This window comes from Natronorubrum thiooxidans (genome assembly GCF_900156475.1).
Classification (GTDB): Archaea; Halobacteriota; Halobacteria; order Halobacteriales; family Natrialbaceae; genus Natronorubrum; species Natronorubrum thiooxidans.
Genome location: NZ_FTNR01000002.1, coordinates 278273 through 291756, shown reverse-complemented (window position 1 = coordinate 291756; position 13484 = coordinate 278273). Strand labels below are relative to the sequence as shown.

Genomic DNA, 13484 nt, shown 5'->3' with positions numbered 1-13484 from the left:
GCCATAGTGGACCGCTACGCCGGACGTCGGGACTCGAGTTCCTGCCGTAACGCCTCGGTTTCGGCCTGCAGTTCGTCGCTGATTCGAACGTCATACGGCTCGGGATCCTCGATGTCGCGGTGTTTCTCGGGCAGTTTCAGTCGCTGCTCGCGGCCTCGCTCCTGGATGGCCTCGAGGTCGGGAAGATCGATGACGCGTTCGCCGTCGTCGATGACGGTGACGAGTTGCTCTTCGCCGGGCAGGTCCTCGTCCCGGAGTCCGACGACGTCGCCGGTGTACTGGCCGTCCGACTCGGTACGTCGGACGCTTTTTTCGCCGGGGTAGGTGACCTTCCCCGCCGAGAGCTTCATTGTCGGCCGCATCTCGCCGTCGCGTTCGGTGGCGACGAGTTTGTAGACGCCTTCGACTTTCGGCGCGTCGGTACTCGTCACCAGCGCGGTTCCCGGTCCAAAGCCCGCGCCGACGCCGTCTCGCTCGAAGAAGTCGTCGATCTTGTACTCGTCGATGCCTGAGGAGATGAACTGATCGACGTCGGGGAGTACCTCGTCGACGTCCTGTGAGAGGGCGGCGAGATCGCCCGAGTCGAGGCGGACACCACGGATCGCCGCCCCCTTCTCGTCGGCGACGTCCGCTGCGATTTCTGCCCCCCGGACGGTGTCGTAGGTGTCGATCAGGAGAACGCTCTCGTCGCCGTACTCGTCGACGAACGTCTCGAAGCTGTCACGCTCGTACTCGAAGCTCTGGACCCACGAGTGGGCCATCGTCCCGGAGATCGGAATCCCGAACGCCTCGCCGGCAGCGACGTTCGACGTGCCGTCGAAGCCGCCGATGTACGCGGCTCGAGCCGCCTTCATCCCGGCGTCGGTGCCGTGGGCTCGCCGCGAGCCGAAATCGATCAGTTGCTGTCCCTCGCCGTTCCGGTCGATGACGTCCCGCATTCGGCTCGCCTTCGTCGCGATGAGCGACTGGTAGCCGATCTGGTTGATCAGCGCGGTCTCGAGCAGTTGTGCCTCTGCGATCGGGGCCGTCACCTCGAGCAGCGGTTCGTTCGCGAAGACTGGCGTCCCTTCGGGCAAGGCGCGCACCTCGCCGGTGAATTCGAACTCGGACAGGGAGGAGAGAAACGACTCGTCGAACCCTTCCTCGGCCAGATACTCGAGCGTGCGCTCGCCAAAGGAGAGCGTCTCGATGTAGTGGATCGCCTGTTCTAATCCTGCAGCGATCATATACCCCCGGTTCGGTGGCAGGTCGCGGACGAAGAGACTGAACGTCGCCGTCGGGTTGTGATCCTGATTGAGGTACGCCTGTAGCATCCGCAACTCATAGAGGTCGGTAAACAGCGGTGCGTTCTCCTCGGTCAGATAGCCAAACGTTGTCTGCGACATCGGTTTGGCCACATACACCACATTCAGACTGATAACTCTCGGTGTCGCCGTCGGCTAGGCTCGATACGGGACGGGATCCGCAACGAGAGCGGCGTCAATCCGAATCGATCACTGCAAGAACGTCAGACACCAGTTCACAGTGATAGCGTCGTATCAGCCCGTCCTCGCTGTCGTAGTCGATGAGTCCATGATCCTCGAGCATCGGTAAGTGGACGTGACAGAACTCCCGTGTCCAGGCCTCGAGACTGGTTTTCCCGGCTGGGATGGTCTGACGAAGAAGCGGTTCCACCTGTATCCAGCCGTCCTCACAGGATTCTAACGCAGCGATGAACTTCCGGCGACGGGTGTCCGCGAGTAGACGGAGGACATCGTCTGTCCGACACGCACACTGTGTGACGCCGTCTTCGTCCATAATCTGACACTCGTTCATGGTTTTGATGATTCAACCGTGAACGAGCGGGGTAAAATATCCCGTATGGTGTTCCCACGGACTGAAAGTTCCATGGGCATTGAAATATTCATTATATCTCATTTTAAAGAAATATAATAACTAGGTGGAGGAAAATACGCGCTCGGGGGCTCCGGTATCGATCCTCTTCGAGTCGTTCGCGCCGGTTCTCGAACGGTTCTCCGAGAACTCGCCACGAGCAGAGGCCCGCCGCAACTCCTCGATGGCAGCGTCGGGTTCGTCGCCGTCTGCTCGAGTCAGTGCCCGGTAGAAGACTGTTGGCCGTCATCCCGATTCGCGGTCCGGATATCTTTCTTGAGCTGACAGTCGGTTCACCTTGTCACTCTTGGCAAGCTACTGGTTCCCATCCCTTCTATAAGGGGCTTTGTTGTCTATCACGTCGGTGCCCCGAATGACCGATTCATGGTACGGACAAACGATGGCTGACGAGGAGATCACTGCATTTCTCAACAACCAGGCGACGGGCGTTCTCTCCCTTTCGAACGGGCGTCACGCGTACGGCATTCCGGTCGCGTTCGCATACGATCCGGACGAGCAACGAGCGATCATGGACCTCGGATTCGCCGAGGACAGCAAAAAACGCGAGTTCATCGAGGCGACTGACGAAGTCTGTCTAACCGTCTACGCGTGGCACGACCCCCACGACTGGACAAGCGTGATCGCAAGCGGCCCGTTCGAGCGGATCGACGAGAGCGAACTCGACGACGAGATCGAGGCCTGGTACTACCGCGTCGCCAAAGACATCGACGTCTCCAACAGCGATATTGACCTCGAGTGGTACGAATTGCGGGCGGACGAACTCTCTGGTGTCGCACTGTCCGAGTGAGTGGCTTCGACCGGCAGCAGCCGTTGTCACACTGCCGACGTCCAGTCCCATCACCAACGTCGAGCGATGTGGCCGCCGGCTTACCGAACGACGGTGACTGGAACCGTCGCACGCCGGACAACCTGTTCGGCGACGCTTCCCAGCAGAACGCGTGACATCCCGGAGCGACCGTGGCTGCCGAGGACGATCTGATCGACGTCGTTGTCCTCTGCGAACGAGACGATACTGCGGGCAGGCGTCCCGACCATCAGCTCCGTCGTGATCGACACGTCGTGTTCCTCGCCGATCTCTTCGATCGTTTCGAACAGCGTCTCGGCTTCTTCCTCCTCGAGTTCGATGAGCCGCTCGTAGTTGTACGCCATCTCCCCACGATACATCGCCATCGACGGGTTGATGACGTGAAGCGCCGTGATCGTGGCGTCTGGATACGTCGTGACGGCATGTTGGACGGCCTCTTGTGCTGGATCGGATTCATCGACCGGGACAAGAACGTTCATGTGAACCTATTCACGAAACGGACATATATATGTGCTGGGAGTACCCTGCCTACTGGAACTGACAGGCCGCCGGTCATGGCTCCCGTTCTCGCCCGGTTACCGTCTCCATCTCGAGTTCGTAGATCTCGACCTCGAGCGCTTCGACGTCCTGATCGAAGACGGGCAGCTGTCGGAACGATTCGTTGACAGCCGTGTCGTCGAATGCCGCTTGTTCGTCGGCAGAGAGCTTCCGTATCGGCCCCCTGACGATGATGCTCCAGTACGTATCCGCCCGCTCGATGTCGTACAGACAGAGGCAGGCGTCTGCCGTCGCCTCGAGAAACGCCATCTTCGTACTCGAGCCGTCGTTCGTCAGCCGAATGTACAGCGACGAGCCGTCGTAGTGGTAGGCGACCGGCACAGCGTAGGCGCTCGCATCGTCCGCGAGGGCGAGGACGCCGACCTCGTGGTCGTGGAGTGTTTCGTCGATGGCTGCGTCGTCCATCCCGAACGTATACTCATAGGAGATTTTGTCCATTGGTCGCTCTTGGGGCGACACCGCCAAGAATCCCCCGCATCAGGTCGCTCGTCTTCGGCGAACGTACTGTCCGAACACGACGAGTGCGGCGACCAGACTCACGACCTCGAGTGGCAACTCGTGGAACGTCAGGACGGCCGTCGCGACGAACAGGGAGCCAGCGACGACCGCGTAGCCGACCGCCGGATCGCCGCCGGGTGTCGCCTCGACCGGCTCGGTTCTGACGACGAGTTCGCCGCGTTCGAGCTGTCCGAAGACGGTATCGAACCGGGCGGGTGCTCGAGCGAGGACGGGTGCGGACTCGCGAACGTCCGCCCGGACGTCCGCGAGCAACGCCTCGAACTCGCTCTCGATGAACCCGTGATCGACGAGAAACGACCGCGTCGCCTCGAGGAAGTCGAACTCCGGATCGAGCGTTCGACAGACACCTTCGCCGACCGTCCCGGCACGAATGAGCAACATCACGTTCGGCGGGATCCGAAACGGGAAGTCATGAAGCATCGAGAGCAACTCGGTGATGATCGCCCGCCAGGTGATTTCGGAGCGTCCCTCGAGGTTCTCGATCACCAGTTCGAGCACCCGTCTGACTGCGGCCCGATCGACCGTTGGATCGAGTATCTCGAGGGCGATGAGCGTGTTCAACAGGCCGTCGACGTCACGACGGACGAGCGTTCGGTACAGACTCGTGAGATCGGCCTGTTCCTGTGGGGTCAGCCGCTGGCTCATGCCGTAATCGTAGATGACGAGCCGTCCATCGTCGGTCACCGCGAGGTTGCCGGGGTGTGGGTCGGCCTGAAAGACGCCATCGACGAGCCCCATCTGCAGATACGTGCGGGCGATCAGCGTCGCCATCTCGGTCGGTTCGACACCAGCCGCGGCGAGGGCGCGGTCGTCGGTAATCTTCGTCCCTTCGACGTACTCCATCGCGACCACGCGTTCGGAGCAGAGTTCGGAGTACGTTGCGGGGACGACGACCCGCTTATCGTCCCCCATGTTGGCCTTGATTTCGGCCATGATCGACGCCTCGCGTTCGAAATCTAACTCCTCGAGGATGATGTTCTCGAAGTCGTCGGCGAGGTTCTCGATCGAGTACTGCTGGTGCTCGTCGGCAACCATCGACAGCAACGGCACGAGCCCCCTGATAACCCGCAGGTCACGCTCGATCACCGGCACCAGCCCCGGTCGTCGGACTTTCAGGGCGATTCGCTCGTCATCGTACTCGGCGGTGTAGACGAACGCGAGCGAGCCGCCAGCGACCGGCTCGAGCGTCTCGAGATCGAGTTCGTCGCCGAGTTCGGATTCGACGACGGTCAGCGGATCACCGCCTGCACCTTCGGGAACTTCGTCCTGTAACCTCGAAAACGCCTCGACGTACGTCGGCGGGACGATATCCGGTCGTGTCGACAGCACCTGTCCGACCTTGATAAACGCCGGGCCGAGCTCGAGCATCGTCTCGGTGAGTCGTTCGGCCCGATCTCGGTGCGTTGCCGTCGACACCCGGCGGGACGGACCGAACAGCAGGAATCGCCGACGGTCTCGCAACAACGCGATCGCGAGAGGAACGAACTGGACGAGCACCTGCAGATAGCGCCGATAGTACCCCGTCATTGATCGATGAGAACCCGACAGTCGCTCGAAAGGCCGTCCATAGCATCCGTTTGAACAGCCACCAGGAATATATTGTCGACTCACCGATCAGCGTCGACGGATCGGTCGCTAGCGAACGACGACGACGGGCATCGGGGCCCGGCGAACGACGTCCGCTGCCACGTCCCCAAGCAGGATTCTCGAGACGCCCCGTCGGCCGTGACTCCCGATGACGATCGTCTCGTGGTCGGTCCGCGTTGCGTAGTCGACGATCCGGCGTTCCGGCTTTCCCGTCACGATATCCGTCTCGAGCTTGCGGCCACGCACAGCGGCGAGTTCCATCGCGCCCTCGAGGATCTCCGTCGCGTGTTCGCGGGCCTTTTCGGTGACCGGTGGCCGGATCTCCGGGCCCTCGAGAAACGCGACGTGTGACTCCGGTACCTCGATGACATGTACGGCCGTCACATCGGCCTCGGGAAACGTCTCGAAGGCGTACTCGAGGGCGTCGTTCGACGGTGTCGACCCATCGTACGGAACGAGAACGCGATCAACCATGTGCGTATTACTCTCGCAGTCGGGATAATCCTGTCTCCGATTGACACGGGCTGGTATCGTAACGACTGACTTCTGTCCGACAGTATCAGGAGAGCAGTCGACGAAGCCGCGAGGGAACGGGATCGTGGCGCTTTGCCAGGATGACCGTGTTGGCGGCGTGTCTCCCCACCGCTTCGGAGATCGTCCCGAGGAGCGCTCGCTGGACGAGTCCGCCCCGTGAGGTTCCGAGGACGGTGACGTCGTGTTCGCTGGTCGAGTCAGTGATCGTCCCCGCAACGTCGTCGCTTTCGACGATGCGACGATCGACCGACTGACTGTCGTCGAACGCGGCTGCGGCCTCGGCAAGTAACGTTTTCGCTTCGTTTGTCGTCCGTTCGGGGTCGTCCGATTCGCGGACGTGCAACAGCGTGACAGCAGCGTCGTTTCGGCTGGCGATCGAGGCAGCCGTGTCGACAGCGAGGCCCTCGTGTGGGCCACCAGCGACCGGAACGAGAACCCGCTCGACTGGCTCCGGTCTCGGCGTCTTGATCCGTTTGACGAGTACGTCACACTCGGCGTCTCGCAGAACTCTGTCGATGTGGTTGCCCAGAATGACGTCCTGTCGTGGCGGTCGTCCGCGCCATCCCATCAGAATCGTGTCGACATCGTACTTTTCGGCGGCCCCGACGATTCCCGTGGAGACACCGCGAGCCATCCGGATCCGCTTGTCCACAGGGACCCCGGCGGCCTCAACACGCGCCGCCGCATCCGCAAGCATCGCCTCATCGTCGTCCTCGAGCAGGTATCGGCGGCCGTCTTTTAGCGACAGTTGGGACGGAACGTCGACGATGTAGACGAGCAGGATTCGGTACGACCGATCGGTTGCGATATCGATCGCGGTATCGAGCTGGCGGTCGGCAGTCTCCGAGTTCGCAACCGGGACCAGCACGGTGCCGTCGGTATCGGATCGTACATCAGACATGGTATCTCACACGTCATACGTGTATCATCCTTATACTATCCCTTCAACGCCGGCTGTGGACGTGCTGGGGACGCCACAAAAATAATTGTCTGCTGACAGACGGCTAGATATCTTTCCGTGCAAACCAGAACTGGCTGCCGACGACGAACAACAGGGTCATCGCGATCAGGATGCCAGCGCCAACGAGGTCGTACGTCCCCTCGAGTAGGATTTCGTTCGGATCGAAGTACCGCATCGGCGTCAGTGCCCCGATCGCTTCGTAATCGGTTCCCTCGAGCACCGATTCCATCAGGAAGAGGGCAAACGTCGCCCCGAGGGCAACCCGTTGGGCGATCGACGAGCGATCGAACACGACAGAGCAGACGAGACCGATCCCAGCACAGGCGAACAGATACGGGATCGACAGGAGATGGACGGCGAACACGTCGGCCACGGACAGCGATTCGTCGATCAGCCAGGCACCGACGAGCACGACGGGCGGCAACAGGAGGTTCACGATGACGATCGGCACGCCAAGCGACGCGAACTTCTCAGTCAAGAGCCGCCGTCGGGACACCGGCATCGCCAGCAGCGAGTCCATTCGGCCCCGGTCGACCTCGTCGGCGATCACACCCGCGGCACTGTAGGCGAAGTAGAGGCCGAGCAGGATCACCCAGCCGAAGACGTAGAGTTCGAACGCGAGAAAGCCCTCGAGTGCAGTCATCGTCTGGACGTCGAACAGCTGGATGAGCTCCTGTGGGTAGGCCGCGAGCAGTTCGTCCTCGTCGAACGCGTCACGGAACGAGGGGTAGACCCAGATGATCATCGCCGCCAGGAGTGCCATGCCGATCGACAGATATAGACTCCCCATGAGCCGTTTTCGTCCGTCATATCGAAGGAATTCAAACATCGGTCCCACCGCCGTAAAATCGCAGGAAGACGTCCTCGAGTGGTGCTTCCTCGATCGAGAGATCCAGCAGGTCGTACTCGGAGAGGGCCGCGAGGAGTTGATTGATGTCGCCAGTGAACGTAAACGCACATTCGGTAAATGCCGACGACGGATCGATATCGTCCGTGCCACCGGGAAGACTCGACTCGAGGTCGTGGACGCCATCGATATCGAGCACCGTGAGCGGAATCGGCGTCTCGCTCTGGATGCGCACCGCCTTCCCGCTTCGAGTCAACAGCGTCTCGATCGGTTCGATCGTGACGAGTTCCCCACCGCGAATAATGCCGACGCGGTCACAGAGCCGTCGAACCTCGCTCAAAATGTGCGAGGAAAAGAAGACCGTCACCCCGTTTTCTTTCTCGCGTCGGAGGAACTCAGCAAAGCGCTGTTTCATCAGCGGATCGAGGCCGCTCGTTGGCTCGTCTAAGATCACGAGCTCCGGATCGTGCATGAACGTTGTCACGAGCCCCAGCTTCTGGACGTTCCCGCGCGAGTACTCGCGAATCTGTCGGTCCATCGGGGGATCGAACAACGCGAGGAGTTCGTCGCTTCGCTCGTCGCCTTTGACCGCGGCGTGGAGCTCGAGGATTTCGTTGCCAGTCGCCTGCTCGTCGAACCCCGGCTCGTCGGAGAGATACCCGATCTGCCGTTTGGCTTCGATGAGCGCTCGTTCGTCCCGGATATCGTGTCCCAGTACCTGGCCAGTCCCCGCCGTCGGGGAAATGAACCCGAGAAGCATCCGAATTGTCGTCGTCTTCCCCGCCCCGTTCGGCCCCAGATAGCCGAAGACCTCCCCAGTTTCGACGCTGAACGTCAGGTCGTCGTTTGCGAGGACCTCGCCGTAATCTTTCGTGAGTCCCTCGAGTTCGATGGCGGTCATAGAACGGGCTACTCAACGAACTCATTTGGCTGTACTGGTGAGTCGCGTAATGAGATACGTTTCCGACAGGGCAATCCGATCTGTCGATATCGGGTCGGTCGATGCCCGCGGCTGGTCAGACCATCACCGAGTCGCTTTGATCCCGACGAACGAGCCGTCGCCGTACCCCTCCTCGATCGGTTCGGGGCTATCGATTTCATCGAGCCAGTGGTAGATGGTCTGGACGAACTCGACCTCGGTGAACCCGGCCGTCTCGAGCGCCGCGACGAGTTCGTCGGTCGAAACGAACGTCGCGTCCCTGTAGAACGGATTCTCGTCTTTGGTCTCCTGATACCGCTGGCCGACGGGGCTGTCCCTGTCGATATATCCGATCACGAGTCGTCCAGACGGCTCGAGAATTCGATCCGCTTCGGCCAGCGTCTGCGGGATATCGTCGACGAAACAGATCGTCGTCACGATCAGCGCGGTCTCGAACGCGTCGTCTGCGAACGGGAGTGCTTCGGCGACACCTCTGACAGTGTCGATCCCTCGCTCGCGGGCGTACTCGAGCATCGCCTCGGCTGGATCGATCCCGACCGACAGCCCGAGCGGTTCGGCAAAGCGTGCGCTGCCGACGCCGATTTCGAGGCCGTATCCGGGCGACGGCACCAAGCGTTCCAGAGCCTCGAGTTCGGATTGGTACACGGCTTCATGGGCCTCGAACCACCCCTCATACCGGTCGGTGTGTTCCTCGAACGGCGCTGTGTGCGGCATGCTCGAGCGTACGAGACGGGGACTACTAACGCTTGGTACCACAGCACAGCCGTAACTGCACCGTCGAACGAAGCCACCGAACGATACTTGTAGATCGGAACAGCCAGCCGCATTCTGACAGTGCGTGTCGTGTTCTCCGTCGGTCCGACGGATGGTGACGGCCTGCCCAGTTGATTGGGAGCGCACCAATATACATAACGAGAGTTTGATAAGTATCTACTACTATCGGTCTACGTATATACTGTCGAGGGAGAGCTCGTCCGAGCGAGACACTCGGGTTTAGCAGATGAACAACCGCCAGATTGGGTACTTTCACTCGGAAACCGACGTAATCGATGGGTCGTCGATCGAACAAACACGTCACCGCCCGCTACTGTCGTCTAACCGTGTTGAACTGTTCGTATACTCGAGTACCTGTTGATTATCTGTCTCCGTCAACGCCGACTCACGGACCCATCTCACTTCTCACAAAATAGTAAATATATTTATTTCTGATTATTACTCGAACACAGAATCTGTGGTCTCGCCAACAGTGAGTCGTCGACGACCGGCCTCGAGGTCTCACAATCGCTGACCGACAGGATCAAATGGTCACTCTCGCAACGAACGCACAATGGGAACCCCGCTCGAGAGCCGCGAGGAACAGGCCGAGGAAGTCATTACGCGTCTCGAGGAAGCCTATCCAGACTCGACGATTTCGCTGCGGTATGCCAACCGCCTCGAATTGCTGATTTCGGTGATCCTCTCGGCACAATGTACTGACGAACGCGTGAACAAAGAGACGAAACATCTCTTCGAGAAGTACGATGGGGCGGCAGACTACGCCGACGTCTCACAGGAGGAACTCGCCGAGGACCTGAACTCGATCACGTACTACAACAACAAGGCCAAATACATCCGCAGCGCCTGTGCGACGATCCTCGAGGACCACGACGGCGAGGTGCCGGATACGATGGACGAACTCACGGAGCTGTCGGGTGTCGGCCGAAAGACAGCGAACGTGGTCCTCCAGCACGCCCACGACGTCGTCGAAGGGATTGTGGTTGATACCCACGTCCAGCGACTTTCGCGTCGACTCGGCCTGACCGATGAGGAGTATCCAGAGCCGATCGAACAGGACCTCATGGGGATCGTTCCCGAAGGCTACTGGCAGCAGTTCACCCACCTCTGTATCGATCACGGTCGGGCGACCTGTACGGCTCGGAATCCCGACTGTGCGGACTGCGTGCTGGCCGACGTCTGTCCCTCCGCAAAGGGTGACAGCGAGGTCGATCTCGCCTCCGGCGAGCCCTGGTAACGCCGACGTCACGCCGCCAGCTGACACCCACGTCCCCACGCCGACCCTCGCAAGCCAAACGTCTCTTCGGGAATCGACGATATCGCCAGTCGGGATCAGCATGTCCGACACCACTGACGAGACCGACACAGACGAGCACGGACGGGACGTCGAACTGGCACACGAGGACACCGAGGCCGACGACGAGGAAGACGAGAAACTCACCGACGCGGAGAAAGAGGCCCGCGAGCGTCACGACGAAGAACAGCGTCGGCAGGATATCGAACACAAATCCGACGAGCGGGAGAACGACGCCCTCGAGAACCTCAACCCGGACAATCACCGCGACGAGGAGCCCCACAACAGCTAGATCCCCGGTCGATCACTTAGTCTGACTCGAGCATGGTCTCGGAAACGGCAAGCATCGACAGCGTCCCGTCGACGGCGATCGTGACTGTTGCGTCGACGGGAACTGTCGCGACCGGTCGATCGTCAACCACGAGCCTGACGGCAGTGTCGTTGCGCTCGACGGTGAGCGCGAGGCCGTCCTCGGGAAGCACCCACTGGCGAGTCTGCATGACAAACGGCGCGATCGGAGTCACAGCGACGGCGTCGACGGCCGGCGAGAGGTGGGGCGCGTCGACAGCGCTGGCGTAGCCGTGACTACCTGCCGGCGTCGCGACGACGACGCCATCGGCCCGAAAGGTCGCGATCAAGTCGCCGCGACTCGAGACAGCGTACTCGGAGATCCGTGCCGGTTCGTCGGTGACGAGCGAAACGTCGAACAGCGCCCGCACAGGAGAACGCTCACTGTCTCGAGTTGTGTCGTCGACGTCGACACCCAGCACTGACCGCTGTCGAATCGTCCCATCGCCGGTGAGCGCGGCCTCGAGCGCGGCCGGGAGCGTGTCGTGGCCGACGGCGTCGATTCCGGGGACGTTGCCGACCGGCAGGACGGGCACGTCGGGATTGGCTCGAGCGACTGCCGAAAGTGTCGACTCCCCCGCAGCCACCAGCAGTGACGGCTCCGCCGCGAGGACGGCCTCGAGGTCGCCACAAACGCTCGTCGCGTCGGCGCTCTCCAGCGTCGCCTCGAGCGCATCATCGACGCGAATCGACCGCGTGTCGGCATCGTCACTGCCGTCCGTTCGCGTTCGCTCGACGATTCCGACGACCGGCTGCTTGGCTTCGAACCACGCGGCGTCCATGCCACCTCGTTGACGCGGCCCGAAAAAAAGCGTGCGGTTGTCTCCCGGGTGACTACGTCTCGTAGGGCCAGTCACCGGTCACGCGCATGCCCTCTGCGAGTCCCTGTGACTCGAGGTCGGCGGCAATCGAGTCGGGGGTTCGGTGCTCGATACTGACGGCCTCGCGTGCCAGTTCGACGACGAGGTCGGTCAGTAAGACCGCTTGCTCTCGGAGGGTGCGCCGCTCGAGTTTCTCGATGGTGTCGGCGAAGGTGTGTCCCCAGCCGCGGCCGACCTCGTCGGACGTCGACGTGACGTGATACCCCGGCACGCCCCACTTGACAAACGACCAGTGGTCGCTGTGGGGACCGAGTTTTGGCACCGTCTCGATCGGATGGTCGTACCGCTCCGAAACGGTGTCTGCAGCGGCCTCGAGGCCGTCGAACCCGTGGGTCGTCATCGAGAGCGTTCGATCGCGGACGACGCCGTCGGTGTTGACGATCGCTTTGATCGTCTCGTGGTCGGTCGTCTCGGCGTGATGCGTGGAGCCGACCAATCCCACCTCCTCGGCCCCGTAGGCGACGAACTCGACGCGGGTCTCGAGGTCGGCCTCACGACTCGCCAGCGCGGTCGCGAGTTCGACGAGCATCGCCGTGCCAGCGCCGTTGTCGAGTGCCCCTTCCGCGATGTCGTGGGCGTCGACGTGGCTGGTCACGAGCACGCGCTCGTCGGTGTCGGGGCCGAGTTCGGCGTGGACGTTCTGGCTGGTCGCCTCGTGAATCTCGGCGTCGACCGCGAGCGTAACTTCGTCGCCGTCAAATCGACGGGCCAGTCGCGCCCCGACCTCGCTCGAGACGCCGACGGCCGGAATCTCACCGACCGGCTCGTCGTCAGTCCCCACGCTCCCCGTTGGCGGGAGACAGCCCTCGACGTGGTTGCGGTAGACGAAGCCGACGGCCCCGTTGGCGACGGCGTGATAGTACTTCTCCCGGCGGTGGATGTAGCGGTCGGCGTACTCCGGAATATCGCTGCGGACCATGGCAATTGCGCCCTCGAGGTCGGCCGTCTCGAAATCGTCGGGGAGGCCGTAGCCGAGGTCGACCAGCGGTGCCGAGACGTTCGCGGACGGACTCCGCGGGAGTGCGATACACTCCTGGGTCGTCTCGCCGGCCGTGATCGAACTCTCACCGCGGGTCCAGCCCTGAATCTCGAACGACTCGAGGCGGGCGTTTCTCGCGCCGACATCCGCAAGTGCATCACGTGTCAGTGCCGCGGCCTCGCGTTCGCCGTCGCTCCCTGCCATCCGGGTCTCGATATCGACGAGCGCCTCGAGATGGGCCCAGCCGACATCGCTCGTAAAGATCTCACCAATCCAGCGCGTCATGGTACGGGCATCGCCGTGCGGGCGGGTAACTGTACCGCTCGCGGCTTCGGATCGGCTGGCAGTTTCACGTCGTTCAAGAAGCGTCTGTGAGCGGGCTTCGCCGGTATCTCTGGAGTCAGTTCGTCCAAAAAACCGAATCGATTGGGGAGTGCGACGGCAGGGCAACAGGTGCAGTGCTGCCGACCTACCGTGTCGTGTTATACTATGCCATACCATATATCGATATCCCCAAACCAGTTTGGGACCTGTCAGCTACCACGAGTTGCGCACTGCTCACCA

15 protein-coding genes are annotated in these 13484 nt (G+C 61.6%); 3 read left to right on the top strand and 12 right to left on the bottom strand.

Annotated elements, in window-relative coordinates:
• Window positions 1–14: 14 nt before the first annotated feature.
• Both BW940_RS04465 and BW940_RS04460 read right to left on the bottom strand, forming a co-directional pair.
• Window positions 15–1385, bottom strand: coding sequence for a nicotinate phosphoribosyltransferase (locus BW940_RS04465; RefSeq protein ID WP_076607985.1), 1371 nt, complete (start codon window positions 1383–1385; stop codon window positions 15–17).
• A 94-nt stretch (window positions 1386–1479) separates the two neighbouring features.
• Window positions 1480–1815 carry a DUF7344 domain-containing protein gene (locus tag BW940_RS04460; RefSeq protein ID WP_076607984.1) on the bottom strand — a complete coding sequence of 112 codons (336 nt, stop codon included), beginning with the start codon at window positions 1813–1815 and terminating at the stop codon, window positions 1480–1482.
• 430 nt (window positions 1816–2245) lie between these two features.
• Here BW940_RS04460 and BW940_RS04455 point away from each other — a divergent pair, with 430 nt between their 5' ends.
• Window positions 2246–2680: a pyridoxamine 5'-phosphate oxidase family protein gene (locus tag BW940_RS04455; protein WP_235847771.1), complete on the top strand. Its 435-nt coding sequence runs from the start codon at window positions 2246–2248 to the stop codon at window positions 2678–2680.
• 80 nt (window positions 2681–2760) lie between these two features.
• On the opposite strand, the gene BW940_RS04450 is transcribed toward BW940_RS04455, so the two are convergent.
• From BW940_RS04450 to BW940_RS04415, 8 genes are all read right to left on the bottom strand, one after another.
• Entirely contained in the window at window positions 2761–3177 is a 417-nt protein-coding gene (locus BW940_RS04450) for a universal stress protein (RefSeq protein ID WP_076607982.1), read from the bottom strand.
• Between the two features lie 73 nt (window positions 3178–3250).
• Window positions 3251–3694, bottom strand: a complete 444-nt coding sequence (locus tag BW940_RS04445; protein ID WP_076607981.1) for a pyridoxamine 5'-phosphate oxidase family protein — start codon at window positions 3692–3694, stop codon at window positions 3251–3253.
• Window positions 3695–3733: 39 nt separating this feature from the next.
• Window positions 3734–5302, bottom strand: a complete 1569-nt coding sequence (locus BW940_RS04440; RefSeq protein ID WP_076607980.1) for an ABC1 kinase family protein — start codon at window positions 5300–5302, stop codon at window positions 3734–3736.
• 108 nt (window positions 5303–5410) lie between these two features.
• The gene (locus BW940_RS04435; RefSeq protein WP_076607979.1) at window positions 5411–5836 is read right to left on the bottom strand and encodes a universal stress protein; all 426 of its coding nucleotides are present in this window, start codon (window positions 5834–5836) and stop codon (window positions 5411–5413) included.
• A gap of 85 nt (window positions 5837–5921) precedes the next feature.
• A complete protein-coding gene (locus BW940_RS04430; RefSeq protein WP_076607978.1) occupies window positions 5922–6797 on the bottom strand; it encodes a universal stress protein in 876 nt (291 codons plus the stop codon).
• 103 nt (window positions 6798–6900) lie between these two features.
• Window positions 6901–7686 (bottom strand): ABC transporter permease subunit, encoded by a 786-nt coding sequence (locus BW940_RS04425; RefSeq protein ID WP_076608125.1) that lies wholly within the window; start codon window positions 7684–7686, stop codon window positions 6901–6903.
• A complete protein-coding gene (locus tag BW940_RS04420; RefSeq protein ID WP_076607977.1) occupies window positions 7679–8605 on the bottom strand; it encodes an ABC transporter ATP-binding protein in 927 nt (308 codons plus the stop codon). Before BW940_RS04420 ends, BW940_RS04425 begins: the two co-directional genes overlap by 8 nt.
• 123 nt (window positions 8606–8728) lie before the next feature.
• Window positions 8729–9358: a class I SAM-dependent methyltransferase gene (locus BW940_RS04415; protein WP_076607976.1), complete on the bottom strand. Its 630-nt coding sequence runs from the start codon at window positions 9356–9358 to the stop codon at window positions 8729–8731.
• A gap of 613 nt (window positions 9359–9971) precedes the next feature.
• Here BW940_RS04415 and nth point away from each other — a divergent pair.
• Together nth and BW940_RS04405 are read left to right on the top strand one after the other, a co-directional pair.
• Window positions 9972–10655 (top strand): endonuclease III, encoded by a 684-nt coding sequence (gene nth, locus BW940_RS04410; protein WP_076607975.1) that lies wholly within the window; start codon window positions 9972–9974, stop codon window positions 10653–10655.
• Window positions 10656–10755: 100 nt separating this feature from the next.
• Window positions 10756–11004: a hypothetical protein gene (locus BW940_RS04405; RefSeq protein ID WP_076607974.1), complete on the top strand. Its 249-nt coding sequence runs from the start codon at window positions 10756–10758 to the stop codon at window positions 11002–11004.
• A gap of 16 nt (window positions 11005–11020) precedes the next feature.
• Here the strand turns inward: BW940_RS04405 and BW940_RS04400 are convergent, their stop codons facing one another.
• Both BW940_RS04400 and BW940_RS04395 read right to left on the bottom strand, forming a co-directional pair.
• Window positions 11021–11842 (bottom strand): NAD(+)/NADH kinase, encoded by an 822-nt coding sequence (locus BW940_RS04400; protein WP_076607973.1) that lies wholly within the window; start codon window positions 11840–11842, stop codon window positions 11021–11023.
• Between the two features lie 52 nt (window positions 11843–11894).
• Complete coding sequence (locus tag BW940_RS04395; RefSeq protein WP_076607972.1) at window positions 11895–13205, bottom strand: M28 family peptidase; 1311 nt, start codon at window positions 13203–13205, stop codon at window positions 11895–11897.
• Between the last annotated feature and the right edge of the window lie 279 nt (window positions 13206–13484).

Coding starts and splice junctions, on each gene's coding strand:
- BW940_RS04460 (WP_076607984.1), bottom strand. CDS start 1,815: ATGAACGAGTGTCAGATTATGGACGAAGACGGCGTCACACAGTGTGCG.
- BW940_RS04435 (WP_076607979.1), bottom strand. CDS start 5,836: ATGGTTGATCGCGTTCTCGTTCCGTACGATGGGTCGACACCGTCGAAC.
- BW940_RS04445 (WP_076607981.1), bottom strand. CDS start 3,694: ATGGACAAAATCTCCTATGAGTATACGTTCGGGATGGACGACGCAGCC.
- BW940_RS04440 (WP_076607980.1), bottom strand. CDS start 5,302: ATGACGGGGTACTATCGGCGCTATCTGCAGGTGCTCGTCCAGTTCGTT.
- BW940_RS04465 (WP_076607985.1), bottom strand. CDS start 1,385: ATGTCGCAGACAACGTTTGGCTATCTGACCGAGGAGAACGCACCGCTG.
- BW940_RS04425 (WP_076608125.1), bottom strand. CDS start 7,686: ATGTTTGAATTCCTTCGATATGACGGACGAAAACGGCTCATGGGGAGT.
- BW940_RS04455 (WP_235847771.1), top strand. CDS start 2,246: ATGACCGATTCATGGTACGGACAAACGATGGCTGACGAGGAGATCACT.
- BW940_RS04415 (WP_076607976.1), bottom strand. CDS start 9,358: ATGCCGCACACAGCGCCGTTCGAGGAACACACCGACCGGTATGAGGGG.
- nth (WP_076607975.1), top strand. CDS start 9,972: ATGGGAACCCCGCTCGAGAGCCGCGAGGAACAGGCCGAGGAAGTCATT.
- BW940_RS04400 (WP_076607973.1), bottom strand. CDS start 11,842: ATGGACGCCGCGTGGTTCGAAGCCAAGCAGCCGGTCGTCGGAATCGTC.
- BW940_RS04450 (WP_076607982.1), bottom strand. CDS start 3,177: ATGAACGTTCTTGTCCCGGTCGATGAATCCGATCCAGCACAAGAGGCC.
- BW940_RS04395 (WP_076607972.1), bottom strand. CDS start 13,205: ATGACGCGCTGGATTGGTGAGATCTTTACGAGCGATGTCGGCTGGGCC.
- BW940_RS04405 (WP_076607974.1), top strand. CDS start 10,756: ATGTCCGACACCACTGACGAGACCGACACAGACGAGCACGGACGGGAC.
- BW940_RS04420 (WP_076607977.1), bottom strand. CDS start 8,605: ATGACCGCCATCGAACTCGAGGGACTCACGAAAGATTACGGCGAGGTC.
- BW940_RS04430 (WP_076607978.1), bottom strand. CDS start 6,797: ATGTCTGATGTACGATCCGATACCGACGGCACCGTGCTGGTCCCGGTT.